The 25,260-nt window shown below is 74.4% G+C and carries 30 protein-coding genes; 16 read left to right on the top strand and 14 right to left on the bottom strand.

Annotated elements, in window-relative coordinates; genetic code table 11:
- Positions 1–183: 183 nt before the first annotated feature.
- Positions 184–2,550, top strand: coding sequence for an MMPL family transporter (locus ACFCY1_RS08035; RefSeq protein ID WP_375873953.1), 2,367 nt, complete (start codon positions 184–186; stop codon positions 2,548–2,550).
- On the opposite strand, the gene ACFCY1_RS08030 is transcribed toward ACFCY1_RS08035, so the two are convergent.
- On the bottom strand, positions 2,533–2,964 hold the full coding sequence (locus tag ACFCY1_RS08030; RefSeq protein ID WP_117487382.1) for a MarR family winged helix-turn-helix transcriptional regulator: 432 nt from the start codon (positions 2,962–2,964) through the stop codon (positions 2,533–2,535). The two genes, ACFCY1_RS08035 and ACFCY1_RS08030, sit on opposite strands and share 18 nt — an antisense overlap.
- Before the next feature lie 62 nt (positions 2,965–3,026).
- On the opposite strand from ACFCY1_RS08030, the gene ACFCY1_RS08025 reads away from it, so the two are divergent.
- The 3 genes from ACFCY1_RS08025 to ACFCY1_RS08015 all read left to right on the top strand — a co-directional run bounded on the left by ACFCY1_RS08025 (position 3,027) and on the right by ACFCY1_RS08015 (position 5,097).
- Positions 3,027–3,668 carry an MBL fold metallo-hydrolase gene (locus ACFCY1_RS08025; RefSeq protein ID WP_117487381.1) on the top strand — a complete coding sequence of 214 codons (642 nt, stop codon included), beginning with the start codon at positions 3,027–3,029 and terminating at the stop codon, positions 3,666–3,668.
- A gap of 93 nt (positions 3,669–3,761) precedes the next feature.
- Positions 3,762–4,361, top strand: coding sequence for a dephospho-CoA kinase (gene coaE / locus ACFCY1_RS08020; RefSeq protein ID WP_049659638.1), 600 nt, complete (start codon positions 3,762–3,764; stop codon positions 4,359–4,361).
- 136 nt (positions 4,362–4,497) lie between these two features.
- Positions 4,498–5,097, top strand: a complete 600-nt coding sequence (locus ACFCY1_RS08015) for a GNAT family N-acetyltransferase (protein WP_375873952.1) — start codon at positions 4,498–4,500, stop codon at positions 5,095–5,097.
- A 41-nt stretch (positions 5,098–5,138) separates the two neighbouring features.
- On the opposite strand, the gene ACFCY1_RS08010 is transcribed toward ACFCY1_RS08015, so the two are convergent.
- Positions 5,139–5,894, bottom strand: coding sequence for a hypothetical protein (locus tag ACFCY1_RS08010; RefSeq protein ID WP_375873951.1), 756 nt, complete (start codon positions 5,892–5,894; stop codon positions 5,139–5,141).
- Positions 5,895–5,973: 79 nt separating this feature from the next.
- Here ACFCY1_RS08010 and ACFCY1_RS08005 point away from each other — a divergent pair, with 79 nt between their 5' ends.
- The 3 genes from ACFCY1_RS08005 to ACFCY1_RS07995 all read left to right on the top strand — a co-directional run bounded on the left by ACFCY1_RS08005 (position 5,974) and on the right by ACFCY1_RS07995 (position 8,245).
- Positions 5,974–6,864: a LysR family transcriptional regulator gene (locus ACFCY1_RS08005; protein ID WP_375874009.1), complete on the top strand. Its 891-nt coding sequence runs from the start codon at positions 5,974–5,976 to the stop codon at positions 6,862–6,864.
- A 60-nt stretch (positions 6,865–6,924) separates the two neighbouring features.
- A complete protein-coding gene (locus ACFCY1_RS08000) occupies positions 6,925–7,485 on the top strand; it encodes a GNAT family N-acetyltransferase (RefSeq protein WP_375873950.1) in 561 nt (186 codons plus the stop codon).
- A gap of 202 nt (positions 7,486–7,687) precedes the next feature.
- Positions 7,688–8,245, top strand: coding sequence for a hypothetical protein (locus tag ACFCY1_RS07995; protein WP_049658561.1), 558 nt, complete (start codon positions 7,688–7,690; stop codon positions 8,243–8,245).
- 90 nt (positions 8,246–8,335) lie between these two features.
- Here ACFCY1_RS07995 and ACFCY1_RS07990 read toward each other — a convergent pair whose 3' ends face one another.
- From ACFCY1_RS07990 to ACFCY1_RS07980, 3 genes are all read right to left on the bottom strand, one after another.
- Positions 8,336–9,100: a hypothetical protein gene (locus ACFCY1_RS07990; protein ID WP_375873949.1), complete on the bottom strand. Its 765-nt coding sequence runs from the start codon at positions 9,098–9,100 to the stop codon at positions 8,336–8,338.
- Positions 9,101–9,672: 572 nt separating this feature from the next.
- The gene (locus ACFCY1_RS07985) at positions 9,673–10,932 is read right to left on the bottom strand and encodes an alpha/beta hydrolase (protein WP_375873948.1); all 1,260 of its coding nucleotides are present in this window, start codon (positions 10,930–10,932) and stop codon (positions 9,673–9,675) included.
- Between the two features lie 36 nt (positions 10,933–10,968).
- Positions 10,969–11,688, bottom strand: coding sequence for a class I SAM-dependent methyltransferase (locus ACFCY1_RS07980; RefSeq protein ID WP_375873947.1), 720 nt, complete (start codon positions 11,686–11,688; stop codon positions 10,969–10,971).
- Positions 11,689–12,008: 320 nt separating this feature from the next.
- Between ACFCY1_RS07980 and ACFCY1_RS07975 the strand changes: the two genes are divergently transcribed.
- Positions 12,009–12,782 (top strand): hypothetical protein, encoded by a 774-nt coding sequence (locus tag ACFCY1_RS07975; protein ID WP_375873946.1) that lies wholly within the window; start codon positions 12,009–12,011, stop codon positions 12,780–12,782.
- Between the two features lie 252 nt (positions 12,783–13,034).
- Here the strand turns inward: ACFCY1_RS07975 and ACFCY1_RS07970 are convergent, their stop codons facing one another.
- The 4 genes from ACFCY1_RS07970 to ACFCY1_RS07955 all read right to left on the bottom strand — a co-directional run bounded on the left by ACFCY1_RS07970 (position 13,035) and on the right by ACFCY1_RS07955 (position 14,536).
- Positions 13,035–13,256, bottom strand: a complete 222-nt coding sequence (locus ACFCY1_RS07970; RefSeq protein WP_375873945.1) for a DUF397 domain-containing protein — start codon at positions 13,254–13,256, stop codon at positions 13,035–13,037.
- Entirely contained in the window at positions 13,253–13,390 is a 138-nt protein-coding gene (locus ACFCY1_RS07965) for a Scr1 family TA system antitoxin-like transcriptional regulator (protein ID WP_375873944.1), read from the bottom strand. Before ACFCY1_RS07965 ends, ACFCY1_RS07970 begins: the two co-directional genes overlap by 4 nt.
- A gap of 82 nt (positions 13,391–13,472) precedes the next feature.
- Positions 13,473–13,694: a DUF397 domain-containing protein gene (locus ACFCY1_RS07960; RefSeq protein ID WP_375873943.1), complete on the bottom strand. Its 222-nt coding sequence runs from the start codon at positions 13,692–13,694 to the stop codon at positions 13,473–13,475.
- Entirely contained in the window at positions 13,691–14,536 is an 846-nt protein-coding gene (locus ACFCY1_RS07955) for a helix-turn-helix domain-containing protein (RefSeq protein ID WP_375873942.1), read from the bottom strand. The genes ACFCY1_RS07960 and ACFCY1_RS07955 overlap by 4 nt, the downstream gene beginning before the upstream one ends.
- A gap of 73 nt (positions 14,537–14,609) precedes the next feature.
- On the opposite strand from ACFCY1_RS07955, the gene ACFCY1_RS07950 reads away from it, so the two are divergent.
- The 3 genes from ACFCY1_RS07950 to ACFCY1_RS07940 are packed head-to-tail and all read left to right on the top strand — an operon-like array spanning position 14,610 to position 15,228.
- On the top strand, positions 14,610–14,852 hold the full coding sequence (locus tag ACFCY1_RS07950) for an ATP-binding protein (protein WP_375873941.1): 243 nt from the start codon (positions 14,610–14,612) through the stop codon (positions 14,850–14,852).
- Positions 14,849–15,052: a hypothetical protein gene (locus ACFCY1_RS07945; RefSeq protein ID WP_117487372.1), complete on the top strand. Its 204-nt coding sequence runs from the start codon at positions 14,849–14,851 to the stop codon at positions 15,050–15,052. The genes ACFCY1_RS07950 and ACFCY1_RS07945 overlap by 4 nt, the downstream gene beginning before the upstream one ends.
- Positions 15,049–15,228, top strand: coding sequence for a hypothetical protein (locus ACFCY1_RS07940; protein ID WP_375873940.1), 180 nt, complete (start codon positions 15,049–15,051; stop codon positions 15,226–15,228). Before ACFCY1_RS07945 ends, ACFCY1_RS07940 begins: the two co-directional genes overlap by 4 nt.
- A gap of 70 nt (positions 15,229–15,298) precedes the next feature.
- On the opposite strand, the gene ACFCY1_RS07935 is transcribed toward ACFCY1_RS07940, so the two are convergent.
- The gene (locus tag ACFCY1_RS07935) at positions 15,299–15,781 is read right to left on the bottom strand and encodes an SRPBCC family protein (protein ID WP_375873939.1); all 483 of its coding nucleotides are present in this window, start codon (positions 15,779–15,781) and stop codon (positions 15,299–15,301) included.
- 65 nt (positions 15,782–15,846) lie between these two features.
- On the opposite strand from ACFCY1_RS07935, the gene ACFCY1_RS07930 reads away from it, so the two are divergent.
- From ACFCY1_RS07930 to ACFCY1_RS07920, 3 genes are all read left to right on the top strand, one after another.
- On the top strand, positions 15,847–16,437 hold the full coding sequence (locus ACFCY1_RS07930) for a TetR/AcrR family transcriptional regulator (protein WP_375873938.1): 591 nt from the start codon (positions 15,847–15,849) through the stop codon (positions 16,435–16,437).
- Between the two features lie 9 nt (positions 16,438–16,446).
- Complete coding sequence (locus ACFCY1_RS07925) at positions 16,447–17,067, top strand: formylglycine-generating enzyme family protein (RefSeq protein WP_375873937.1); 621 nt, start codon at positions 16,447–16,449, stop codon at positions 17,065–17,067.
- A 124-nt stretch (positions 17,068–17,191) separates the two neighbouring features.
- The gene (locus ACFCY1_RS07920) at positions 17,192–17,713 is read left to right on the top strand and encodes a GNAT family N-acetyltransferase (RefSeq protein WP_074000991.1); all 522 of its coding nucleotides are present in this window, start codon (positions 17,192–17,194) and stop codon (positions 17,711–17,713) included.
- A 33-nt stretch (positions 17,714–17,746) separates the two neighbouring features.
- Here ACFCY1_RS07920 and ACFCY1_RS07915 read toward each other — a convergent pair whose 3' ends face one another.
- Positions 17,747–18,670, bottom strand: coding sequence for a phosphotransferase family protein (locus ACFCY1_RS07915; protein ID WP_375873936.1), 924 nt, complete (start codon positions 18,668–18,670; stop codon positions 17,747–17,749).
- A 43-nt stretch (positions 18,671–18,713) separates the two neighbouring features.
- On the bottom strand, positions 18,714–19,262 hold the full coding sequence (soxR, locus tag ACFCY1_RS07910) for a redox-sensitive transcriptional activator SoxR (RefSeq protein WP_375873935.1): 549 nt from the start codon (positions 19,260–19,262) through the stop codon (positions 18,714–18,716).
- A gap of 57 nt (positions 19,263–19,319) precedes the next feature.
- Here soxR and ACFCY1_RS07905 point away from each other — a divergent pair, with 57 nt between their 5' ends.
- Together ACFCY1_RS07905 and ACFCY1_RS07900 are read left to right on the top strand one after the other, a co-directional pair.
- A complete protein-coding gene (locus ACFCY1_RS07905; protein WP_049654931.1) occupies positions 19,320–20,033 on the top strand; it encodes a thiamine pyrophosphate-dependent enzyme in 714 nt (237 codons plus the stop codon).
- A gap of 71 nt (positions 20,034–20,104) precedes the next feature.
- A complete protein-coding gene (locus tag ACFCY1_RS07900) occupies positions 20,105–20,998 on the top strand; it encodes a transketolase family protein (protein ID WP_049654926.1) in 894 nt (297 codons plus the stop codon).
- Positions 20,999–21,032: 34 nt separating this feature from the next.
- On the opposite strand, the gene treZ is transcribed toward ACFCY1_RS07900, so the two are convergent.
- On the bottom strand, positions 21,033–22,766 hold the full coding sequence (gene treZ / locus ACFCY1_RS07895) for a malto-oligosyltrehalose trehalohydrolase (RefSeq protein WP_375873934.1): 1,734 nt from the start codon (positions 22,764–22,766) through the stop codon (positions 21,033–21,035).
- On the bottom strand, positions 22,766–25,210 hold the full coding sequence (gene treY, locus ACFCY1_RS07890) for a malto-oligosyltrehalose synthase (protein WP_375873933.1): 2,445 nt from the start codon (positions 25,208–25,210) through the stop codon (positions 22,766–22,768). Before treY ends, treZ begins: the two co-directional genes overlap by 1 nt.
- Positions 25,211–25,260: the final 50 nt, after the last annotated feature.

Here is a 25,260-nt window from a genome sequence, read left to right as displayed (position 1 = left end):
CCGGGTGGGGCCCATTTGTTTTTCCCCATGCGCTTTCCGTCATTTGCTTTTCGCCATGACTTATCACGCCCTGACTTATGTGTGGTTTATGTGAAGGAAAGTGTGAGATGGGGCTCATTGCCCATCTATAGGCCGTAGTTCGGGTTGCCCCTAGATTGAGGGGAGCCGCCCGAAAGGCTCCTCATGCGCACTCCCTCTCCCGCCGCCCCCACCGCCGTGGTCGGCGGCAGGCTCGCGGCCGTCGGCCGGTTCTGCTTCCGCCACCGCCGCTGGGTGCTCGGCCTGTGGGCCGTCGTCCTGGTGGTCGGCGTCCTGATCGGGGGCCGGGTCTTCGAGGGCTCGGTGGCCGGGGCCTCCTCCGCCAGCGCCGAGGCCGACCGGGGCGGTGCGGTGGTCGCCGCGGCCGACCCGGCCAAGGGCACCGTCACCGCCGTGGTGGACGGCCGGCCGGTGGACGATCCGCAGGTGAGGGCCGCCGTCGAGCGGGCCACCGCCGAGATCGCCGCCCTGCCCGGGGTCTCCTCCGCCCTCGACGCGTACGGCACCGGACCGGCGCCGGCCGCGCTGCGCTCCGCCGACGGGACGGCGAGCCTGGTCACCGTACGGATGGCCGACACCGCGAGCACCGCCCAGACCGACGCCGTCACCCAGCGGCTCGCCGCGCTGAACGGGGCGGGCGGCGCCCACGTCACGGTCGGCGGGGACCTGGTGCTCCAGCAGGAGGTCAAGAAGCAGACCGAGAAGGACACCCGGTTCGGCGAGCTGGTGACGCTGCCGCTCACGCTGATCGTCATGGTGCTGGTCTTCGGCGGGCTGGCGGCGGCCGCGCTGCCGGCGATCGGGGCGGTCGCCTCGGTGGGCGGCGCGCTGCTGGCGATGTTCGGGTTCAGCCGGATCATGGACATCGACACCAGCGTGCTGCCGATCGCCACGGTGCTGGGGCTCGGCCTCTCGATCGACTACGCGCTGCTCATGGTGAATCGTTTCCGCGAGGAACGCGGCCACGGCGCGGACATCGCCGCCGCCGTCGAACGGACCGCGGCGACCGCCGGACGCACCGTGGCCTTCTCCGGACTGACCGTCGCCGTCGCCCTCTCCGGCCTGTTCGTCTTCACCAGCCCGGTGCTCGGCGCGGTGGCCGCGGCCGGGGTGAGCGTGGTGGTGATCGCCGTCGCCGCCGCGCTGACCCTGATCCCCGCCCTGCTCGGCTTCGCCGGCGCGCGGATCAAGGCGCCCGCCGCGCCCGTGGCCGACGAGGGGTTCTTCAGCCGGACCGTGCGCCGGGTGCGCAAGCGGGCGGTCCTGGTCACGCTCGCCTCGGTGGCGCTGCTGCTGGCGGCCGGGGCGCCGTTCCTCCACGCCGAGATGCGCAGCTCCGGCGCCGCCGTCCTGCCCGCCTCCTCGGCCGGACGGCAGGTCGCCGAGACGATCGACCAGCGCTTCCCGCAGGCCTCGGCCGCGCCGATCACCGTGGTGGTCGAGGGCGGGGCGCCGGTGGCGCAGGCGTACGCGGACGAGGTGGTCGCCAAGCTGCCCGGGGTGAGCGGGGTGCGGGCCGTGTCGCCGGTGGGTGACGCGGTCTCCACGATCGACGTCCTGGTGCCCGGGGACCCGCAGGGCGGGCAGGCCAAGCGGGTGGTCGAGGAGCTGCGGGCCGACCGCGGCGGGCTGACCACCTACGTCACCGGCGGCGCGGCCTCGGTGGTGGACTTCCAGGACGAGCTGCTCTCGCGCGGACCGTGGGCGCTGGGCCTGGTCGCGGCCGGGACGCTGGTGCTGCTCTTCCTGATGACCGGCTCGGTGGTGATGCCGGTCAAGGCGCTGCTGATGAACCTGCTCTCGCTGGGCGCCTCGCTCGGCGCGCTCACCCTGGTGTTCCAGGACGGCTGGTTCAGCGGGCTGCTCGGGTTCAGCCCGACCGGCGGGCTGGAGACCTTCATACCGGTGCTGGTCTTCGCCTTCGCCTTCGGGCTGTCGATGGACTACGAGGTGTTCCTGCTCGCCCGGATCAGGGAGCTGACCCTGCGCGGGCACGGCTGCGTCCGGGCGGTGGAGCTGGGCGTGCAGCGCAGCGGTCGGATCATCACCTCGGCGGCGCTGCTGATGGTGATCGTCTTCGCCGGGTTCGCGCTCGGGGACATGCTGATGGTCAAGCAGATGGGCATCGCGCTGGCCGTCGCCGTCGCGGTGGACGCCACCCTGGTGCGGTGCCTGCTGGTGCCCGCCGCGATGAGCCTGTTCGGCGAGTTCAACTGGTGGGCGCCCGCCCCGCTGCGGAGGCTGCACCGGCGGTTCGGGCTGAGCGAGCACGTCGACCTGCCGGAGATCGGGGCGGCGGACGTCCCGGCGCCGCGGCCGGTGGTGCCGGCGGCGGAGAGCGGGTCGGTGCCGGAGAACGGGTCGGCGGTGGTCCCGGCGCCGCGGCCGGTGGTGCCGGCGGCGGAGACCGGGTCGGCGGTGATCGGGTCGGCGGTGGTCCCGGCGCCGCGGCCGGCCGACGGGGAGGCGGCGGCCCGCGACGGCCTGGTGGGCTCAGCCCAGCCGGCGTAGCAGGTCGACCGCGGCGCGGAGCCGCTCCCGTTCGGCGGGGTCGAGGCGGGACTCGATGGCGGTGGCGATCCGGTGTTCGCGGCGGGCGCGCTGGTCGAGCAGGGCGGTGCGGCCGGCCCCGGTGGCGGTGACGAGCAGCTTGCGGCCGTCGGTGGGGTGGGGCTGCTGGACGACCAGTCCGGCCTCGGTCATCAGCGCGACGGTGCGGGCCATCGACTGGTGGCGGACCCGCTGGAGGGCGGCGAGTTCGGCGACCGTGCAGGAGCGTTCGTCGCGGACCAGCAGGCCGAGGACGGCGGCCTGGTTCTGCGGCAGTTCATCGCTGTCGCGCAGGGAGCGGACCAGGCTGCCGAGGGCGGCGCGCAGGTCGGCGGCGAGTTCCAGGGTGTCCGGGTGCGGGGCTTCGCTGGTCATGGGGGAAGTCTATCGGCAAAATATCCAGCACTGCTGTACAGCCTTGCTGTAGGGTTTCGAGCATGCGAATCACCAAGTTCGGACATGCCTGCGTACGCGTCGAGCACGGCGGCAGCACGGTCGTCGTCGACCCCGGGAGCTTCACCGACCCCGCCGCCCTGGCCGGGGCGGACGCCGTCCTGATCACCCACGAGCACATGGACCACTTCGAGGAGTCCCGGCTGCGCGCCGCGCTGGAGGCCGACCCGGCGCTGCGGGTGTGGACCAACCGGGCCGTCGCCGACCAGCTGGACGGCGTGGCGCAGCGGGTCGGCGTGGTCGGCGAGGGCGACGCCTTCGAGGTCGGCGGGCTCGGCGTCTCGGTGCACGGCGAGTGGCACGCGGAGATCCACCGGGACCTCCCGCCGGTGCGGAACATCGGCTTCCTCTTCGACGGCCGGCTGTTCCACCCCGGCGACGCGTTCACCGTGCCGCCGCACGCCGTGGAGACCCTGCTGCTGCCGATCGCGGCCCCCTGGAGCAAGGCCTCCGAGGTGGTCGACTACGTCCGGGAAGCCTCGCCGCGCCGGGCGGTGCCGGTGCACGAGGCGGTGCTCAGCCCGATCGGGCTCGCCGTGCAGACCCGGCTGGTCGGGCCGGACGGGCCGGGGACGGGTGCGGAGCTGTTGGTGCTGGGGGAGGGCGAGAGCCTGGAGCTGGGCTGACCGGGCCTGCGCTCGACCGGGCCTGTTCGGATCGGAGCCGTGCTGACCGGGCCTCTGCTGACGGGTTCGAGGGGGCACCGGTAGCCTGACGCCATGCTGAAGATCGGACTGACGGGCGGCATCGGTGCGGGCAAGAGCGAGGTGTCCCGGCTGTTCGCCGCGCACGGCGCGGTGATCGTGGACTCCGACGTGATCGCCCGCGAGGTGGTCGCCCCCGGAACGGACGGTCTGGCGGCCGTGGTCGCCGAGTTCGGACCGGGGGTGCTGAGGGAGGACGGCTCGCTGGACCGTCCGGCGCTCGGCGCGGTCGTGTTCGCCGACCCGGAGCGGCTGAAGGCGCTGAACGCGATCGTCCACCCGCTGGTGCGGACCCGCTCCGCCGAGCTGGAGGCGGCGGCCGCGCCGGACGCGGTCGTGGTGCACGACGTGCCGCTGCTGGCCGAGAACGGCCTGGCGCCGCTGTTCGACCTGGTCGTGGTGGTGGACGCGGCCGACGACGTGCGGCTGGACCGGCTGGTGCGGCTGCGCGGGATGGCCGAGGAGGAGGCCCGGGCCCGGATGGCCGCGCAGGCTTCCCGGGACGGGCGGCTGGCGATCGCGGACCTGGTGATCGACAACGGCGGCGGCCTGGCGGAGCTGGAGGCGCGGGTGGCCGAGGTCTGGGCGGAGCTGGTGCGGCGCGCGGCGGCCTGACGCCGGGTCGGCGCCCGGTGGCCGATCGGGGCGGCCGGCTGCCCGGCGGCCGTCGGCCGGCGGACCGAGCAGTCGTCGGACCGAGTGGCCGGGAAGGGACTGGTGGAAGGCTCCGGCGGGAGGGGAGCATGGCGGAATGGATGATCGTTTCTCGCCCGCGCCGCCGCTCGCCGGACAGTCTCCCGCCGGACAGTCTCCCGCCGAACAGCCGCTCGTCGGAGCGCCCGTGGTCGAACGGCTCGCGCAGTACGGCCGCGCCGAGCAGGCTGAGATCCTCGGCCCCGGGGACGACCCGTACGGCGTCGCGTACACGGGGCTGACCTTCCGCCCCAAGGAGATCCACTTCGGCGTCCGGGCCGCCGACGGCCGGCTCGTCGCCCACACCGGACTGGTGCCGCTGCCGCTCACCGTGGGCGGCACCGACCTCGCCGTGATGGGCGTCGGCGGGGTCTGCGTCGCGCCCGACCGGCGCCACGGCGGCCTCGCGCAGGCCGTGGTCGGGGCCGCCCTCGACCACGCGCGCACGCTCGGCCACCGGTACGCGCTGCTGTTCTGCCGCCCGCCGCTGGCCGCGTTCTACCGGGGGCTCGGCTTCCGGGAGGTGGCCGAGCGGGTGACGGTGGAGCAGCCGGAGGGGCGGCTGGCGGAGATGCCGCTGCGCACCATGTGGGCGCCGCTGGCCGTCGGGGCCGGGTGGCCGGAGGGGCCGGTGCGGCTGCGGTCGCTGCCGATGTGAGACGCGCTCGCGCATGAGGCGCGCTCAGGTGCGGGGCTTGATCAGGCCGTTGTGACCGTTGTGACCGTCGCGGCCGGGGTGCCCGCGTCCGCGTCCGCGTGCGCCACGGCGGCGCCGGCCAGGGCACGGATCATGGGGTGCGCCCGGGTGCCGTCGCCGGACAGCTCGGGCTGGAAGAGCGAGGCCAGGAAGAACGGGTGGCCGGGCAGTTCCAGGACGCGCACCTCGCCCGACTCGTCCGCGCCGCTGAACCGCAGGCCGTGCGCGGCCAGCCGCTCCAGGTAGGCGCCGTTGAGTCCGTACGCGCAGTGGTAGCGCTCCAGGGTGCGGGTGGCGCCGAGGACCCGCTCGGCGAGGCTCCGCGGGGTGACGGTGACGGCCCCCTCGTGGCCGACCAGCGAACAGGCCAGCGGGACGATCACCTGCTGCTCCGCGTCCGGGTGGTCCTCGCCGTTCACGGCCCCGGCCAGGCCGCAGACGTTCCGGGCGTACTCCAGCACCGCGTGCTGGAACCCGGCGCAGGTGCCGAGGAAGGGGATGCCGCGCTCGCGGGCGGTCCGTACGGCGGCCAGCGCGCCGGCCTCGCTGCGGTACGGGCTGCCGGGCAGCAGCCAGACCGCGTCGAAGCCGTCCAGGGCGCCGGGCGCGGCGGCGTCCCCGGTCGGGATCCAGTAGGCGTCCAGGACGAGGTGGTCGTGCTCGGCGAGGGCGTCCAGCAGGCCGGGGATCCGGGCGTGCGAGCGGACGGCGGGGGAGCGGTCGCCGACGAGGGCGACCCGGGGGGTCTGATGCGTCATGCGGCTATCCTGACCCCGCACCCGAGATCAGCGCCAACGATGATTCCTTAAGCTTCGATCAGAACGGTTGATGTCCACCGTGGACCCGCAGCAGCTGCGCACCTTCGTCACCGTCGCCCGCCTCGCCTCCTTCTCGGAGGCGGCCCGGGAGCTCGGCTACACACAGTCCGCGGTCTCCCAGCAGATCGCCGCGCTGGAGGCGGACCTCGGGACCGCGCTGCTGCTCCGCCGCCCGGTCGGCCCGACCGGGGCCGGGCAGCGGCTGCTGGAGCACGCCGCACCGCTGCTGGTCCGGCTGGAGGCGGCGCGCGCCGACGTCGCACGCCTGGCGGGCGCCCCGAACACCCGGCTGATGCTCGGGGCCACCGCGCTGGCGGTCGGTGCGGCACTGGGGCGCGCGCTCGGCGAGGTGCGCCGGGCGTACCCGAGGGTGGAACCGGTGGTCCGGGTCCTCGCCCAGGACGTGCTGCCCGCCCAGGTCGCCACCGGCGAGGTCGACCTCGCCCTGGTCGACGGACTGGCCGCGCCCAGCGACCCGCTGCCGCTGCCCGACGTCGGCCCGCTGCGCACCGTCGCGGTGGCCGAGCGACCGGTCGCCGTCGCGCTGCCCGTCGGCCACCCGCTGGGCGGGCGCGCCGGCCTCGCGCTCGCCGACCTCTCCGCCGCCCGCTGGCTGGACGCCCCCGACCTCACCCCGCCCGCGGCCCGGCTGCGCGCGGCCGCGGGCGTCGACGGCTTCCGGCCCGCCACCCGCTACCAGGGCACCGACCTGCACGGACTGCTCGCGCTGGTGGCGGCCGGGCACGGGCTCACCCTGCTGCCCGAGCCGGTGCTCGCGGCGGCGCCCGGGGTCGGGTACGCGCCGATCGCCGCGCCCCGGCTGGTGCACCGCACCGAACTCGTCCACGGCAGCCTGCCGGAGGGGCCGGCGGCGCTGCTGGCGCGGCTGCTGGAGTCGTCCCGGGGCTAGAGGTCTGCGGCCTTGGAAATCGGTTGCGCGGGCCAATGGTGCCGATGGAATGATCAGGCGATGAGCACCGGAATCATCATCAGACGGGTACGGGTCGAGGACTGGCAGCGGGCCCGGGACCTCCGCCTCGACGCGCTGCGGGACCCGGTCGCGGCCGTGGCCTTCCTGGAGGTCTACGAGCAGGCCGTCACCAAGCCCGACGAGTTCTGGCAGGACCGCACGAGCCGGGCGGCGACGGACCCGCACGCGGCGCAGTACATCGCGGAGGCCGAGGACGGGCGCTGGCTCGGCAGCATGACCGGGGTGGTCGAGCCGGCCGGCGGGAACGGCGCCCTGGAGGGCGACGTCGTCGAGGTCGACCAGGTGCACGTGGTCGGGGTGTTCGTCCGCGCGGAGGCGCGGGGCACCGGGCTGGCGCTCGACCTGATCCGGACCCTCCAGGAGTGGGCGTGGTCGCTCACCGGGCCCAGGATCGAGCGGGTGCGGCTGTTCGTCCACGAGGACAACCCCCGGGCCGAGGCGATGTACCGGAAGGCCGGCTTCGAGCCCTCCGGGGTGACGCTGCCGGCGCCCGACGGCCTGGCCGGCCGGGAGGTCGAGTTGGCGGTCCTGCGGGGCTGACCGCACGGCCGAGAGGCGGGGCGGGGAGACGGGGGCGGGGCGCTCGCGCGGGGTCCTCGCGCGGGGCGCTCGTCGGGGCGCGGTTGTGGAGACGCGGTCACCAGGCGTTCACGTCACGGATCTGACGGTGGTCGGCCGTGTGGTGCTGTCATGAGCACAGTCGCCCGGCGAGAGGCCGGGCCGGACCAGGAGTGCTTCCCCCATGATGCTCCGTCACCGACTCACCGTCACCGCCTCGGCGGCCGCCCTCGCCGCCGCCGGGCTCGCCGCCGGCACCGCGCAGGCCGCCGCCCCGGCCCACGGCACCGCCCAGAAGGCCCGTACGCTCGCGGCGAGTTGTTCGCAGGCGTACCTGCCGCTGCCCGACCCGTCCTGCACCCCCGGTGCGTACAACCCGGACGTCACCCAGGCGACCATCGGCCAGACCATCTGCGTCTCCGGCTGGACCGCCACCGTCCGCCCGCCGACCAGCTACACCAACGCGCTGAAGGTGCAGCAGATCGCGGCCTACGGCTACGCGGACACCAGCACGGCGGACTACGAGGAGGACCACCTCGTCCCGCTGGAGCTCGGCGGCGCCCCGCGCGACCCGGCCAACCTGTGGCCCGAGCCGCGCTACGGCAGCCAGCCGGCGCAGAGCAAGGACTCCGTCGAGACCAAGCTCAAGAACGCGGTCTGCGGCGGCCGGGCTGGCCTCGACGACGCGCGCGCCGCGATCGCGAAGGACTGGACCACCGCGCTCAGCGTCCTGGGGCTGTGAGCCCGGGCCTGATCTGATCGGGCCGCCCGGTCCGTCCGCCCCCGTCCCGGTCCTCGGGAGGGGTCGGGCGGACCGGGCGCGCGCCGGACGTCAGCGCCCGTCGCAGCCGGGGAGCGCCTCGCACATCGCCGCCGTCATACCGGTGCCGACGGCCTTGTCCTCGGGGGCCTTCCAGGCGTCCTTGGGCTGGGCGCCGGCCTTGGTGGTGGCCCAGACGGCCAGCTCGCTGACCGTACCGCCGTCGCCGACCACGTACTCGTGCAGGGTGACGGTGCCGCCGTCGGCCTGCGGAACGGTCAGGACGGCGGCGAAGTACGGCGCGTCCGGGGCGCTTTCGACCTTCACGGTGGCGCCGGGCGCGGTCTTGGCACAGGACTTGAGCGCCTCCGCCAGGCGCGCCTCGGCCATGTTGGTGGACTGCTTGGCGGCGCTGCTGTGGACCGGGTCGCCGTGGAACAGCAGGGTCTGCTGGGCCGCCCAGCGGTCCCCGCCGAAGCCGACCTCGGACTTCGCGGCGGCGGTGCCCGTGAACAGCGGCTCGTCGTCCTTGGCGACCGCGGCGCGGCACAGCTCCAGGCCCTTGAACTGGACCGGCCCGGAGACCTGCTTGGCGTTGGCCGCCAGCGGCGTGTAGTGGTAACTCTCGTCCATCGGGATGTTCTTGGTGTCCATCCAGGCCTTGTCCGGGATGCCCTTGTCGGAGCCGGCGGGCTTGGTGGGGTTGGTGCTGGGCGTGGGGGCCGCGGCGGGGAGGGCGGTCTGGCCGCCGTCCCCGTTGTCGGGCCCGCAGGCGCTGAGCGCGCCCAGGCAGACGAGGGCGGCGGCGGTGGCGGTGACGACTCTGGTGGTGCGCAACTGACTGTTCCTCGGGTGTCCGGTGGCGTGGAACGGGGTCGGCCGCGCACCGCCCTGCCGTTGGGGGCGAAGGACGGGGTCGGCCGCGGGCCGCTGGTGCGCGGCGCCGGCCGTCCGTCCTCGCCGCCCGCGCGACGCGCGGTCGCGGGCACTCGGCATGGCGGGCCTCCCCCTGTGCGTTAGGGCCGTCGGCTCCTCGGCCCGCCGCCCGCCTCGGAGATGAGGGGCGGTCAGGGTCGTGGCGGCGCATCGGCGGCGGTCGAAACCTATGCCACCGAACGGCCGCTCGCAAAGCCGGGTTCCGGCCGGAGGCCCGGATTCCCTTTGGGGTTGGTGAGTCCTGTGGGGCAGGTGGTGTCGGACGGCGGACGGCGTACGGGGGATCCCCGGGGAGCGCGACCGGCACCGCGCGCGGGCCGGGTGCGGCGCATCCGGGCTGGTGGGGACGGGTGTGCCGGGCCCGGCGACCGGCGGCGGAGGGGTGCGCGATGTCAACACCCGGAGCTGAACCGCGCGACGGGCGGCGGCCGTCGAACGGGGAGGAGAGCACGTGCCGTTGTGCGGGTGTGCCGTTACGCGTGGGTGCCCGGGACGCCGAGCTGCTGGGCGAGCCAGGGGAGGGCCTGGGCGAAGGACGCGGCGCCGGTCTGCCAGGTGTGCCTGCCGGAGCCGACCACGTTCACGGTGCGGATGCCGTCCTTCCGGGCCGCCGCCTCCAGGGCCTTGGCGGAGTCGATCTGGCCGTGCTCCTCGTCGCCCTGGGCGAAGTAGCCGGAGACGCCCTGGTACTTGGGGTGGTGGGCGAGCACGGTCAGCGGGTCGTGGGCGGCCCAGGCCGCGGCGTCGCCCCCGTACAGCTCCTGGACGGTGTGGTCCTTGTCGCCGGTGGACGGGCCCTTGTCACCGGAGAAGTCGCCGAAGTGGGTGAAGACGTTCGGGTGCTCGACGGTGAGGTCGACGGCGCAGGTGCCGCCCATCGACCAGCCGGCCACGCCCCACCTGTGCGGGTCGGTGGCGGCGTTGAAGGTCTTCTGGACGAACGGCGGGACGTCCTTGAGCAGATGGCTCTCGGCCTGGCCGTGCGGGCCGTCCACGCACTCGGTGTCCACCCGGAAGCCGCCGGTGGCGTCCACGAACACCAGGATCGGGGCGAAGCCGTTGTGCCGGGCGGCGAAGGCGTCGGCGGTCTTCACGGCGTTGCCCGAGCGGATCCAGTTGTCGGGCGCCGCGAACTCGCCGCCGATCATCTCCAGGACGGGCAACTTGGGCCGGGTCTGGCTGCGGAACCAGGCGGGCGGCAGGTAGACCAGCTCCTGGCGGTGGGCGAAGCCGCTGGCGGTGTCCGGTATGTCGACCTGGACGATGCGGCCCGTGCCCGTCCGGCCGTGGATCGACTTCAGCTCGTCCAGGGTGATCTGCTCCGGCAGCGGCTGCCCGCCGAGCTCGCCGATCGCGTCGTCCAGCGTCGGGTAGTAGCCGGTGGCGATGTTCACGCTGTTCGCCGCGCAGAACAGCGCCAGCAGCACGGTCGGCGCCACCAGCGCCCGGCGCCACCACCGCGCGCCGCGCCAGCCGAAGCCGAGCACGCACAGCGCCGCGACCGCCACCCCGCTCCACAGCCAGACCCCGAACGGGACCGGGTCGGTGATCCCGCCCAGCGTCAGCACGGCGACGGCGCCGGCCGCGGTGAGCGCCAGCGCCGTCCCGAGCGCGATCGGCCCCCGCCTCCGCAGCCACGCCCGCTCCCGTCGGGCGGCGGTGGCCAGGAGCAGCGCGAGGGCCGCGGCCTGGACCGTCCACGGGAACCAGCCGTCGAGCAGGGAGACGTTCATAGGGCCGGAGGCTAGGGGCGGAGGATGAGAGGCTGATTAGAGGCCGGCAGTTCGCTGGAAGAGCGCTGTGAGGAGGAAGGGGACGCCGAAGGCCTCGGAATCCGGGCCGTGTGCCGCCATCGGGCGGATCTCCAGCGGCTCGAACTCGCGGAACAGCGAGCGCAGTTCGGCCGGCGAGTAGGCCAGCCCGCCCTCCAGCGAGCCGAGCCGGTAGAGCTCCTCGTCGGGCCGCTCGGAGCCCATCGCCCCGGCCGCGAAGGCGGTGACGGCGAAGTGCCCGCCCGGGGCGAGGGCGCGGTCCAGGAGGGCCAGGTAGCCGACCCGGCGGTGCGGCGGCAGGTGGTGCAGGCAGCCGGAGTCGTAGACCAGGTCGTAGGATTCGCAAGGGAGTTGGACCTCGAAGATGCTTGCCCGGTGGAAGCGCGGGCGGGCTCCGGGGCCGGCCTCGCGGGCACGCTCCTGGGCCCAGGCGAGGGCGGTGGCGGAGAGGTCGACGGCGTCCACCTCGAAGCCGAGCGAGGCCAGATGGATCGCGTTGCGGCCGGTGCCGCAGCCCAGGTCGAGCACCCGGCCGGGGGCCGGCGGCAGCAGGCCGGAGTCGAGCCAGGAGACCAGGTTCTCGTCCGGCTTCGGCGCGAAGAACGGGCGCTCGGCGGACCGGTCCTCGTAGAACCGGTCCCAGAACGGTTCGGCCGGCCGGAAGAAGCCGTCGAGGAGGGTGAGGACGTCTTCGGTGGTACGGATCGTACGGTTCATACGGCTGAGCGTAGGACGCTCGGGGGGTGGGCGCGATCGCGGCAAAAGCCGCTGGGTGGTGGGCTGTTGGGGGCACTCTGGCTCTGGTGTGGACGGGTCCTCGGGGGCGTGGAGGGGGGCGGCCACGCTGTCGCCGGAGGCCGGGACGGGCCGTTTCCGGCGGGCGGGGAGAGGCCCCGGGGAGGGGGTCGACATCACGCTTCGATCAAGGATTCCCGGCAGGGATTCCCAGGCTTCCGCCAGTGAGGTGGTGTACGTTCGAAAAGTTTTGCCCGTTCGAAGTTCCGCCCGCCATGCCCGCCGCTCACCCGGAAGACCAAGTGCCTGCTGTGATACAGCCGACGACCGCCCAGACCCACGAAGCCCGACCGCTGCGCCCCTCCCGCCGGAGGCGGGCGACCGCCCTCGCCGCCGCCGCGCTGGCCGCCACCCTCCTCGCGGCCGGGTGCAAGGCCTCGGCCGACGAGACGTCGTCGGCGGCGACGCCGATTCCGATCCCGAGTGTGGTCGGAATGCACGGGGACAAGGCCAAGGACGCCCTCCAGCAGCCGGACGCCCGGGCCGCCAAGAACGTGACGTTCCAGGACGTCCACGCGGGCGAGTCCCACACGCGGTCGGTCCTCATGCCGAGCCACTGGAAGGTCTGCTCCCAGCAGCCGGCCGCCGGGGAACCCTCGGCGAAGGACACGACGGTGACGCTGTCCGTGGTGAAGAACGAGGAGGACTGCCCGGGAGGCGCCGCGCCCGCCCCGGCGGACCCCGCCCCGGCCCCGGCCCCGGCCTCCCCGACCGCGACCGCACCGGCCGATCCCGTGGTGCCGAGCGTTCCCGCAGCACCCCCAGCCCCGGCCGCCCCGGCTCCCGCCGCTCCCGCTCCCGCCGCCCCGCCCGCCCCGGTTCCGACGCACGCCCCGCCCGCGCCGCAGCCCGCCGCACCCTCGGAGCACCAGGCGTCAGCCTGCACCACGGATTCCAAGGGCAACTGCATAGTCCGGGGTCGCATCTGCCCCAACAGCGCCCACGGCGACACCGGCAGCGACGCCAACGGCCGTGTTCTCACCTGCCGGGACAACAACGGCTGGCGCTGGGAGTAGCCACCCGACTTAGCCGGGGGGTGGCCTGCGGAGCGCGTCCGGGGAGTGACGTCGCCACAGACATCAAGTTGGAGGGCGGCCTCGTGCTCGGCACGAGGCCGCCCGAAAAACGACGGTTGGGCACCTGTTGGAAATTCGCCGCCCAAGACACAACCCGCCTCGTGGTCGGGCATGTTGCCCTCGGCCCGGCTAACGGTTGGAACGTGGCGGGCGGCCCCGCAGGGTGCGCGGGGCCGCCCGGGGGAAACCGGGTCAGGGGGTGGTGGGGAAGTCGTTGGTGCGGATGCCGGCGAGGAAGGACTGCCAGGCTTCGGGGGTGAAGCCGAGGGCGGGGCCGTGGGGGTCCTTGCTGTCGCGGACCGGGACGGTGCCAGTGATGCTGTCGGCGACCTCGACGCAGTTGTCGTTGGGGTTGCTGGCGGTTGCCTTCTTCCACTGCACGGGGAGTGCGGAGGCGACAGGGAAGTGGGTCACTTGAGCGTTTCTCTCTTCTGTGTGATGAGGTTGCGCGACTCGTCGAGGGACAGGGCGGTTGCCATGATTTCGTCGAACGCCGCTCGATAGATGTCGACTTGGCCAGGATCCTCCACCCAGTCGCTGCTGAGCATTCCACTTGCCCACGGCCCGGCTAACGGTTGGAACGTGGCGGGCGGCCCCGCGGGGTGCGCGGGGCCGCCCGGGGGAGCCGGGTCAGGGGGTGGTGGGGAAGTCGTTGGTGCGGATGCCGGTGAGGAAGGACTGCCAGGCCTCGGGGGTGAAGCCGAGGGCGGGGCCGTGGGGGTCCTTGCTGTCGCGGACCGGGACGGTGCCGGTGATGCTGTCGGCGACCTCGACGCAGTCGTCGTTGGGGTTGCTGGCGGTTGCCTTCCTCCAGCGGGTGGGGAGCGCGGAGGCGACAGGGAAGTGGGTCACTTGAGCGTTTCTCTCTTCTGTGCGATGAGGTTGCGCGACTGGTCCAGATCCAAGGCGGTTGCCATGATTTCGTCGAACGCCGCTCGATAGATGTCGACTTGGCCTGGATCCTCCACCCAGTCGCTGCTGAGCATTCCGCTGAGCAGGACCAGGTCGAGATCGCGCTGTCGAAACTCCAGGAGCGCGAACGGCCCGGTCATTCCGGGGTGCGGCGGAGCCATGGCCGGCATGATCTGGACCTTGATGTTGGGGAGTTGGCTGAACTGGAGCAGCTTGTCCAACTGGTCGGCCATCACGCCCGGGGCGGCGCTCATCGTCAGGGCCGATTCATGGATCACGGCCCACAGCTTCAGCGGGTTCTCGGACCGGGTGAGGACGGACTGCCTGTTGATCCGGACTTCGACGCGCTCTTCGATGCTGGGCTTGTTTATCACGCCGCTGGCGATGATGGCGTGGGCGTAGTGGCGGGTCTGCAGGAGTCCGGGGATGTAAGCGGACTGGTAGGACTTGTTGCCGACGGCCGTCTCTTCGAGGCGGATCAGATCCGTGTAGAGCGGGTTCAGCTGCTCGTAGCCGGCCATCCAGCCGGGCCGGCGCTTGTCCCGAAGAATCTCGACCAGGACCTCTTTGAGCTCCGGGTCGCACTCGTAGAAGTCGAGCAGCGCCCGGACGACGTCGGGCTTCAGCTGGACCCGGGCGTTCTCGTACCTGCTGAGCTTCACCAGGTTGACGCCGTCGACCTTGCTGGCCACCTCTTCGGCCGACAGGTTCTTCAGCTCGCGGAGCCTCCTCAGCTCGGCGGCGATGCGTCGATACCGCACGGCTGGCACTGCGACTGCCATCTACGTAACCCCTCCAGGACGTTCAGCTACCAGTGTGCATGCGAGTGGTGACGGTGAGCCATCATCGTGACCAATGCCCCTTCTGTACGGGACGCCGCCCGGGCACCGCATCTACCTCGCGCTCGACGTCGACTCCACCCGCCTTCGGGTTGAGGTGCACGACGCCATGCGCGACCGGCCGCCCGTCCTCGTCGCGCCCGGCCTCCATGTCGAGGCCGGGCGCGGTCTGCACCTCGTCAAGTCCATCGCCAAGTCGTGGGGTTGCAGCCCGCGTGAGCCGATCGGCAAGATCATCTGGTGCGAGGTGGCCGCATGAGGGCCGATTACGACATCGCGATCCGCCGTGTCCCGATGCCCCGCTTCGAGTACTGGCGGCTGGAGCGCCGCCTCACCGGCCCCTGTGCCGAGCGGGACGCCATCCGAGACCTCGCCGAAAGTCCGGTGGTCGTCATCCCGGTCGGCGACCGCGAGGTGCGGATCCGCTGGGCGAACTCGCCCACCGGGGAGCCCTTGTGATCGACCGCATCCTGGGCTGGTGGTTTCTGCGCTGCTCCCGCACGCGCCTCGCCCGGCTCCTCCGCTCCGAACGGCGGCGTCTCGAAGCGGAGTTGGCGTACTGGCTGCCCGAGGCCTCGGCTGCCGTCCGGCGGCGGATCCTGGCGGCGATCGAGGCTGAGCGGTCGCCTCGGTAGCCCGTGTCCCTGCGTGCTCGTGGCCGTTCGGGCTGTGAACGGCCCGGCTGATCCCCCCGGCCTTCGCCGGTCAGTGGGGGATCAGGCGGTGCAGGAGGCGGACGTACGGGCTCCAGTGGGCGGGGTTGGGGACGGTGCCGCCGACCGACCGTACCGCCCGGTCGAGGCAGTCCTCCAGGAGGGCGTCGTGCAGCCAGCGGAAGGCGAGGGGCCAGGCGAGCAGGGCCGGGCCGTGCAGGCGCATGGCGATGGTGTGGCGGAGCACGGTGGCCTCGCCCGCCGGGTGGACGGTGAACTCGTGGTGGCCGTCGAAGCCGCGCGGGCCGTCGAAGCGGAAGCGCACCCACTGGCCCGGCGCGTAGTGGGAGACGGTGTAGCGGACCGGGCCGTGGCCGCCGGTGGCGCCGGGGGTGAGCGGGCGGTCGAACCGCATCCGGGGCCAGCGCGGGCCCGGCCAGAGCCGGTCGTCCGGGCTCGCGAGGCTGTCGATGAGGGCGCCGACGGTCTCCGCCGGTGCCGGGACGGTGCGTTCGTGGATGTTGAGCACGGCCATGCCGGGGCTCCCCTCCTGGTTTTGGATGATCCCCTCCAATTGAATTGGAGAGTACTCTCTACTACATGCCCAGGCCACCCCGCCATGACGAATCCGCCCTCCTCGACGCCGCCGTACGGCTCGCGGCCGCCGGTGGGCCGGCCGCCGTCACCATGTCCGCCGTCGCCCGGGAGAGCGGCGCGCCCAACGGGTCGGTCTACCACCGCTTCCCCCAACGCGCCGCGCTGCTGGCCGAGTTGTGGCTGCGGACGGTCGAGGAGTTCCAGGACGCCTGCCTGCCCGCCATCGACGTGCACGAGGAGCCGCACCTCGCGGCGGGCGCGCTCGCCCGGCAGGTCGTCGCCTGGTGCCGGGCCCACCGGGAGCGGGCCGTCGTCCTGCTGCACGGCCCGGAGGCCTTCGGTCGGGCGGAGTGGTCCGAGGAGCAGCGGCTGCGCGACCGGCAGGGCGGCCTCCGGGTGCGGGAGGCCCTGGCCGGGCTGGCCGGGCGGCTCGGCGCCGCCACGCCGCTGGACCTCGACCGGGTCACCCTGGCCGTCACCGGCCTGCCGCTCGCCGTCGTCCGCGGCCCCCTGCACGCGGGTGCGCCGCTGCCGCCGCACGCGGAGGAGCTGGCCGAGCAGTCCGCGATCGCCCTGCTGCGGGGCGCCGCCTAGGATCGGTGGATGATCACCGTTCCGGCCGGCCGCGTCACCCTCTCCGACCGTCGTACCCAGCGCAGTTGGGCCGTCGACGTGGCCGCGTACGAGCTGGCGGCCTGTCCGGTGACCCGTGAGCAGTACGAGGGCGCGAGCGGCGACCGGCGTCCCGCGCACAGCGTCTCCTGGTTCGACGCCGTCCACTACTGCAACGAGCTCTCCCGGCGCGAAGGCCTCGCCCCCGCCTACCGGGTGGACGGCGAGGAGGTCTCCTGGGACCGTGCCGCCGGCGGCTACCGGCTGCCCACCGAGGCCGAGTGGGAGCACGCCTGCCGCGCCGGCACGGACGGCCCGCGCTACGGCCCGCTGGACGAGATCGCCTGGCACCGCGGCAATTCGGACGAGCGGCCGCACCCAGTGGGCGAACTGCTCCCCAATGCCTACGGGTTGTACGACCTGCTCGGCAACGTCTGGGAGTGGTGCTGGGAGCGCTACGACCCCGAGGTGTACGGCGACTACCGCGTCCTGCGCGGCGGCGGCTGGTTCGACGAGCACTGGAGCTGCCGCGCCTCCGTCCGCCGCCGCAGCCACCCGACCCTGCGGATCGACGACGTCGGAGTCCGGCTCGCCCGCTCGATCGTCCTGTGAAGGCGGCGCCGACGTCGTGCCCGGCGCGGTGAATCGCGAGGCGATGGGACAGGCGCGGGGCAGGCGCGCGGAATTTCCGACGGAATGAGGAACCGGTGCCACCGGATCCTGCGTTGACGCCGACATGAGCGAAGAAAGCGTCACCCTGCGCCCGATGGTCGAGGCCGACCTCGGCGCCCTCGAGGAGCTGGTGAACGATCCGCAGGCGCTGGGTGAATTCCAGTGGTACGGCTGGCGGGACCCGCAGCGGCACCGTCGTCGCTGGGCGGCGAGCGGGCTGCTGGAGGACGAGCAGGTGATGCTCGCGGTCGTCGTCGACGGCGGGTTCGGCGGCTTCGTCGCCGCCAACCGCAGCGGGGTGCGGCCGTCCGCCCCGTACTGGAGCCTGGGTGTGCAGCTGGTGCCGGGGGCGCGCGGGCGGGGGATCGGCACCCGGGCCCAACGGCTGCTGGTGGACTACCTGTTCGCGCATTCGCCGGTGATGCGGCTGGAGGCGGACACCGAGGCGGGCAACCTGGCGGAGCAGCGCGTCCTGGAGAAGCTCGGCTTCACCCGGGAGGGCGTGCAGCGCGCGGTGACCTTCCGCGGCGGCGAGTGGCGCGACGTCGTCCGGTACAGCCTGCTGCGCACCGACCCGCGTCCCTGACCCGCGTCGCAAAAAAGTGTCCGCAAAACGTCCCTAGGAAACCCCGAACCACTCCTCGGCGAGGGCGTCCAACGTCCGCGCCGAGGGCTTCAACTCCCGGAGGTACCACGGCAGGTTGCTGTAGACGTGGAGCAGCGTGTACGCCATCAGCAGGCGCGGGTCCACGGCGCGGCCGTAGGTGTCCAGCAGGTGGCCGAGCAGGTGCGGGTCGGCCCGGGTGGTGAAGAGGCCGACGGCGACCAGGTCGTAGGCCGGGTCGCCGATCATCGCGGGCTCGAAGTCGAGCAGGCCGGTGAGGCGCCAGTCGTCGGCGGGGTCGGTGAGCAGGTGCTCGCGCATGAACTCGGTGTGCAGCAGCGCGCGCCCGGGGGCGGTGGGGAGCGGGGCGGCGGCGAGGAAGTCCGGGACCTGCTCCAGCCACTCCTCGGCCAGCCCGCGCTCGCGCTGGCGGTCCACCGCGCCCGCCCGTTGGCGCGCGAGGAAGGCCGGCCAGTCGCCGGGCCCGAGGGTGTCGGCGAGCGGTTCGGGGTCGAGGGCGTGCAGGGCGGCGAGCGCCTCGCCGCAGCGGCGGGCGATCCGTTCGCGGTCGGGCCGCGGGATGCGCGGCCAGGCCGGGGCGAGGCCCTGCCCGGGCAGCCGGGACATCAGGAGGTAGCGCCAGCCGTTGGCGTCCTCGCCGGCCTGGTGGAGGGCCGGGGTGGGGATCGGCAGGGCGCCGTCCAACCGGGTGAGCACGCGCTCCTCGACGATGCCGTCCCGGGCGCCGGCCGCCGGGAACAGCTTGAGCACGAGCGCGTCGCCGACCGCGTACACCGGGACGGAGCCTTCCGGGAAGCGCTCCAGGGGCAGGCCGGCGAGGCCCAGCCGGGCGCAGAGCGCCTCCGCGCCGGGGCGCATCACCGTCTCGTCAGGGACGACCGCGTCCCACTCCTCGTCCGTCAGCACCAAGGGCAGCACGGCGGCACCGTAAGCAGGCGGGCACCCGCAGCGCAAAGGCTTTTCAGCGCCGGCTCCGGCGGGTGCCGCAGGTCTCGACGGCCGGCGGGACCGGCTCGGGCCCGGTGTCCGGGTCGCGGGTGAGCAGGTAGCGGGCGCCGGGGCCGGCCTCGCCGGCGCGGTCGGCGGCGTTGTAGAGGGCGCAGCGGGTCAGCGAGAGGCAGCCGCAGCCGATGCAGCCGGTGAGCTTGGCCTTCAGCCGCTCCAGTTCGGCGATCTGCTCGTCGATCCGGCTCTGCCAGGACCCGGCGACCCGGTCCCACTCGGTGCCGCTGGGGGCCGGGCGTTCGGGGAGGCGGTCGAGGGCGACCCGGGCCTCGTCCAGGGAGAGGCCGACCCGCTGGGCGGCGCGGATGAAGGCGATCCGGCGCAGCGTGCCGCGGGTGTAGCGGCGCTGGCCGCCGGTGGTGCGGGTGGCCTGGATCAGGTCGAGGCTCTCGTAGTAGCGCAGCGCGGAGGGGGCGAGTCCGCTGCGGTCGGCGAGTTGGCCGATGGTGAGCAGGTCGGTGTGGTGCGGGCCGGGGGTCCGACGGCCGTCGGAATGGGCGGTCATGGGAGCCCACTGTAACCGCTTGACCTCAAGCTGGCTTTAAGTTGCACCATCGTGGTCATGACGACGAACGCGACTGCGGGCACCGCCACCGGGGCCCGGTTCGAGGACCTTTCGGCCCTGATGGGCCTGATGACCGGCGACGAGAAGCACGGCCCCGCCGCCACCTCCACCCTGGACGCGCTCTGGGTGCTGTACGACCGGGTGCTGCGGGTCACCCCCGCCACCGCCGAGGCCCAGGACCGGGACCGCTTCCTGCTCTCCAAGGGCCACGGCCCGATGGCCTACTACGCGGTGCTGGCGGCCAAGGGCTTCATCTCCCCGGAGGTGCTGCCGAGCTTCGGCGGCTACGACTCGCCGCTCGGCCACCACCCGGACCGCACGCTGGTCCCCGGCGTGGAGATCGCCTCCGGCTCGCTCGGGCACGGCCTGCCGCTGGCCGTCGGCACCGCGCTCGGGCTGCGGGCGCAGGGCCTGACCGACCCGGCGGTGTGGGTGCTGGTCGGCGACGCGGAGTTCGACGAGGGCTCCAACGCCGAGGCGGTGGCCTTCGCCGGGGCGTACGGACTGGACCGGCTGCACGTGGTGGTGATCGACAACTCCTCGGCCACGCACGGCTGGCAGGGCGGCCTCGCCCAGCGGTTCGCGGCCGAGGGCTGGTCGACCGCGACGGTGGACGGCCGCGACCACGAGGCGCTGCACCGCGCCTACACCGCCGAGCACCCGGGCCGCCCGCACGTGGTGGTCGCCCGGGTCGAGCCCAAGGACTCCTGAGCGGGCGGCCCGCCCCCGCCGGACCCGACCACCGACCGCCGACCACCCCAGTAACGAAAGGCACTTCACCGATGGACACCATGCGCGACCGCTTCGTGGACGTCACCACCCGCCTGCTGGACGAGGACCCCCGGCTGGCCGTGGTGCTCGCCGACATCACCGCGGCCGCCTTCGCCCCGGCCCAGGAGCGCCACCCCGACCGGGTCGTCAACGTCGGCATCCGCGAGCAGCTGCTGGTCGGCGCGGCCGGCGGCCTGGCCCTCACCGGGATGCGCCCGATCGCCCACACCTTCGCCAGCTTCCTGATCGAGCGGCCCTTCGAGCAGGTCAAGCTGGACCTCGTCCACCAGGGCGTCGGCGCCGTGCTGGTGAGCGCGGCGGGCTCGTACGACTGGCCGGCCGGCGGCCGTACCCACATGTCCCCGGGCGACGTCGCCCTGCTGGACACCCTGCCGGACTGGACGGTCCACGTCCCCGGCCACCCGGACGAGGCCGAGCGGCTGCTGCGCCACGCCTACGCGGACGGCGACCGCAACGTCTACGTGCGGCTCTCGGGGCACCAGAACGCGGCCGCGGTGCCGGTCGAGCCGGGCCGCTTCGCCACCGTCCGGACGGGCTCGCGCGGCGTGGTGCTCGCCGTCGGGCCGATGCTGGACGCGGTGCTCGCGGCCACCGGCGGCCTGGACGTCACCGTGCTGTACGCGGCGACGGTGCGCCCCTTCGACGCCGCCGGGCTGCGCGCGGCGCTCGGCGACCGGGCGGATGTGGTGCTGGTCGAGCCGTACCTGGCGGGCACCTCCGCCAACGAGGCGCACGCGGCGCTCGCCGACCGTCCGCACCGGGTGCTGGGCCTGGGCGTGCCGCGCGAGGAGCACCGGCACTACGGCTCGATCGAGGAGCACCTGGCCGCCTACGGCCTGGACGCCCCGTCGCTGCGGGAGCGGATCGGCACCTTCCTCTGGTAGCCGGCCGGGTGAGCCGGTCGGGTCGGCCGACGGCTCAGGTCAGCACGATCGCCACCGCGTCCGCCGCCACCCGCACCGCCGTCCCCTCCAGTTCCGCCGCCCCGAAGGCCGCGACCACCTCGCGCCCGGCGGCCCCCAGCGGCAGCGCGGCCTCCCGCGGCCCGAGGTTGACGGCGATCCGGTACGGCCCCCGGTGCACCACCAGCAGGCCCGCCGCCTCGTCGTGGGTCGCCCGCACCGCGCCGAGGTCGGGGTCGGACAGTTCCGGCCGCTCGCGCCGCAGCCGGATCAACTGCCGGTACCAGGCGAGGAGTTCGCTGTGCGGGGCGCGCCGGAGCTCGGTCCAGTCGAGGACCGAGCGCAGCACGGTGGCGGGTTCCTGCGGATCGGGGACGGCCTCGGCGGCCCAGCCATGCTCGGCGAACTCCCGCCGCCGGCCCTGTCGGACGGCCTCGGCGAGGTCCGGGTCGGTGTGGTCGGTGAAGTACTGCCAGGGGGTGGCGGCGCCCCACTCCTCGCCCATGAAGAGCATCGGGGTGAACGGCGAGGTGAGCACCAGGGCCGCGCCGCAGGCGAGCCGGCCGGGGGAGAGGCCGGCCGAGACGCGGTCGCCGAGCGCCCGGTTGCCGATCTGGTCGTGGGTCTGGAGGTAGCCGAGCAGCCGGTGGCCCGCGTCGAGCGGGGTGAACGGGCGCCCGTGGGTGCGGCCGCGGAAGGAGGACCAGGTGCCGTCGTGGAAGAACCCCCGGGTGAGCGTCCGGGCGAGGGCGGCGAGCGGCTCGCGGGCGAAGTCCCGGTAGTAGCCGTGGGATTCGCCGGTGAGCGCGCAGTGCAGGGCGTGGTGGAAGTCGTCGCTCCACTGGGCGGTGAGGCCCTGCCCGCCCGCCTCGCGCGGGGTGGTGGTGGCCGGGTTGTTGCGGTCGGACTCGGCGACCAGGAACAGCGGCCGGTTGGTGGCGGCCGCCAACTTCCCTACCTCGGTGGAGAGTTCCTCCAGGAAGTGGACGGCCCGGTCGTCCGCGAGGGCGTGCACGGCGTCCAGCCGCAGCCCGTCGATCCGGTAGTCGCGCAGCCAGGCCAGCGCGCTGCCGATCAGGTAGGCGCGCACCTCGTCCGAGCCGGGCGCGTCCAGGTTGACCGCCGCGCCCCACGGGGTGTGGTGCCGGTCGGTGAAGTACGGCCCGTACGCGGGAAGGTAGTTGCCCGACGGGCCGAGGTGGTTGTGGACGACGTCCAGCACCACCCCGAGGCCCTTGCGGTGGGCGGCGTCCACGAAGCGCTTGAGCCCCTCGGGCCCGCCGTAGGGCTCGTGGACGGCCCAGAGCGAGACCCCGTCGTAGCCCCAGCCGTGCTTGCCGGGGAACGGGCAGACCGGCATCAGCTCGACGAAGTCCACGCCCAACTCGACCAGGTGGTCCAGGTGTTCGGCGGCGGCCTCGAAGGTGCCGCGGGGGGTGAAGGTGCCCACGTGCAGCTCGTACAGCACCGCGCCGGGCAGTGCCCGGCCGTGCCAGCCGGTCCGCGACCAGCGGAACCCGGCGTGGTCCACGGCGCGGCTGGGCCCGTCCGGGCCGTACGGCTGCCGGGCCGAGCGCGGGTCGGGCAGCGGCGGGCCGTCGTCCAGCCGGAAGGCGTAGTCGCCCGCCGGGGCCCCGCCGGACCACCAGCCGTCCCGGTCCGGGCAGCGGGCCAACTCGTGGGCCGTGCCGTCGACTTCGACCCGTACCCGGGTGGCGGCGCGGGGCGCCCACACCTGGTAGACCGGCATCAGCCCCTCCTCGTCAGCAGCGCCACCGGCAGCGCCGTCAGCAGCTCCGCGACCGGCACCGCGCCCGCCGGGAAGCCCCGCCCCGTCAGCTCGTCCGTCCACGGCCCGCCCGCCGGCAGCTCCAGCACGGTGTCGCGCCAGCCGCCGGCCCGCTCCAGCCCGTACGGCAGCCGGGTGACGGCGGTGACCACGTCCGCGCCCCGGGCGAAGGCCAGCAGGTGGTCGCCGGCCGGGCCGGCGGCGGGCAGCGGGCGGTAGGAGCCGAGCGGCCGGGAGCGGCGCAGGTGCAGCGCGGTGGCGGTGAGGTGCAGCTTCTCCCGGGCGAGGTCGCCGGGGCGCGGCGCGGCCGCGTCGGTGAGCCGCACGGCCAGCGCGCCGAGGTCCACCACGCCCCGGTTGTCCGGGTCCACCAGGGTGTACAGCGGCTCCTCGCCGCCCTGGTAGAGGTCCGGCACGCCCGGCACGGTGAGGTGCAGCAGCGCGGCGGCCAGGGTGTTGGCGCGGGCGTACGGGGCGAGGGCGTGCACGGCGCCCTCGACCCGGGGGAGCAGCCCGGGGTTGCCGTGGACGGAGCGGGCGCGCTGCTCCAGGGCCCGCTCGTAGCGGGGGTCGGGGGCGGTCCAGGAGGTGTGCAGCTTGGCCTCGCGGACGGCCTTGAGCAGGGCGGCGGCCAGCCGGTCCGGGTCGATCGGCCAGGCGGCGACCAGGGTGTGCCAGAGCAGCCAGTCGGCGTCCCGGTCGAGGCCGGGCGCGGCGGGGCCCGCGGCGGTGGACCAGGCGTCGACCTCGGCGGCCCAGGCGTCCGGCCGCTCGGCGAGCACGGCGAGCCGGGCCCGGGCGTCGGCGCTGCGCTTGGTGTCGTGGGTGGAGAGCACCGTCATGCCGTGCGGCCAGGTGCGTTCCTGGGCGCGGCACCAGTCGTGGAACTCCGCCGGGTGCAGTCCGGGCCGGGCCGGCTCGCCGCCGACCTCGTTGAGGCCGGGCAGGGCGTTCCAGCGGTAGAAGGCGGTGTCCTCGACGCCCTTGGCGGCCACCGCGGCGGCGGTCTGGGCGAAGCGCGCGCAGAACTCGTCCTTGTCCGCGCCGCGGCCCAGCTCCCCGAGCGCGAGCGCGGCCACCAGCCGGTCGGTCGGGTCGGCGGAGCCGTCCAGGGCGGCCCGCAGCTGCCGCGCCGAGGCGGCCGGGACGGCCTCGCCGGGCCGGGCGTACGGCCGGTACGCCGGGTAGCCGGTGAGCAGCCGGCCGAGCGCCGCGCGCAGCTGCCCCGGCGCGTGGTCGGCGTGCGCGGGCTCGGCGGCGCCGATCCGCAGCGCGATCCGGACCAGCCGCTCGACCTCGGCGGCGAGTTCGCCGTCCGGCCCGGTCATGTCGGCCCGCCCGCGCCGGGCCTCGGCGACCGCGGGGTGCGGGTCCGCGCAGAGGTCCCGGACCGGGCCGCCGTGCAGGAAGGACTCGTACGCCCCGGCCAGCCGGCAGGCGCCCGCGTGGTCGAGGAGCACGCCGTCGATCCGGCGCAGCGCGTCGTAGCCGGTGGTGCCGGCCACCGGCCAGTCCTCGGGCAGCCGCTCCTCGCCGGTGAGGATCTTCTCGACCACCACGTACGCGCCGCCGGTGGCGTCGGCCAGGCGCCGCAGGTAGCCGCGCGGGTCGGCGAGCCCGTCGGGGTGGTCGATCCGGAAGCCGTCCAGGACGCCGTCGGCGTGCAGGGCGAGCAGGACGGCGTGGGTGGCGGCGAACACCTCCGGGTCCTCGGCGCGCAGCGCGATCAGCTCGTTGACGGTGAAGAAGCGCCGGTAGTTGAGCTCGGTGCGGGCCAGGCGCCACCAGGCGAGCCGGTACCACTGGCGGGCGAGCAGCTCCTCCAATGGGAGCCCGGAGGTGCCGGGGCGCAGCGGCAGCTCGTGCTCGTGGTAGCGCAGGGTGTCGCCGTCCACGGTGAGCCGGTCCAGCACGGCGCCGAGCCGGTCGCCGAGCAGCGGCAGCAGCACCCGTCCGCGCCCGGGGGCGTCGGCGGGGCCCGGCTGGGCGGTCCAGTCGATGTCGAACCAGTGCGCGTACGGCGAGTCGGGCCCGTCGCGCAGCACCTGCCACAGCGGCCGGTTGAGCCGTTCGGGGGCGGGCACGGCCATGTGGTTGGGCACCACGTCGGCGATCAGCCGCAGGCCGTGGCGGTGCGCCTCGGCGGCCAGCGCGCGCAGCGCCGGTTCGCCGCCGAGCTGCTCGCTGATCCGGGTGTGGTCGACGGTGTCGTAGCCGTGGGTGGAGCCGGGGACGGCCTCCAGCAGCGGGGAGAGGTGCAGGTGGGAGACGCCGAGGGCGGCCAGGTAGGGGACGGCGGCGGTGGCGTCGCGGAGGGTGAAGCCGGGCTGGAGCTGGAGGCGGTACGACGACGAGGGGACGGCGGCGGCCGGGCGGGGCTGCGCGGGCTCGGCGGCGGGGGTCATAGCTCCATAGGTACCCGGGGGAGGCCGCCGCCAAGACCCGCTGCTGACCC

Source organism: Kitasatospora sp. NPDC056273 (assembly GCF_042268845.1).
Classification (GTDB): Bacteria; Actinomycetota; Actinomycetes; order Streptomycetales; family Streptomycetaceae; genus Kitasatospora.
This window is presented reverse-complemented; position numbering and strand designations above follow the sequence as displayed.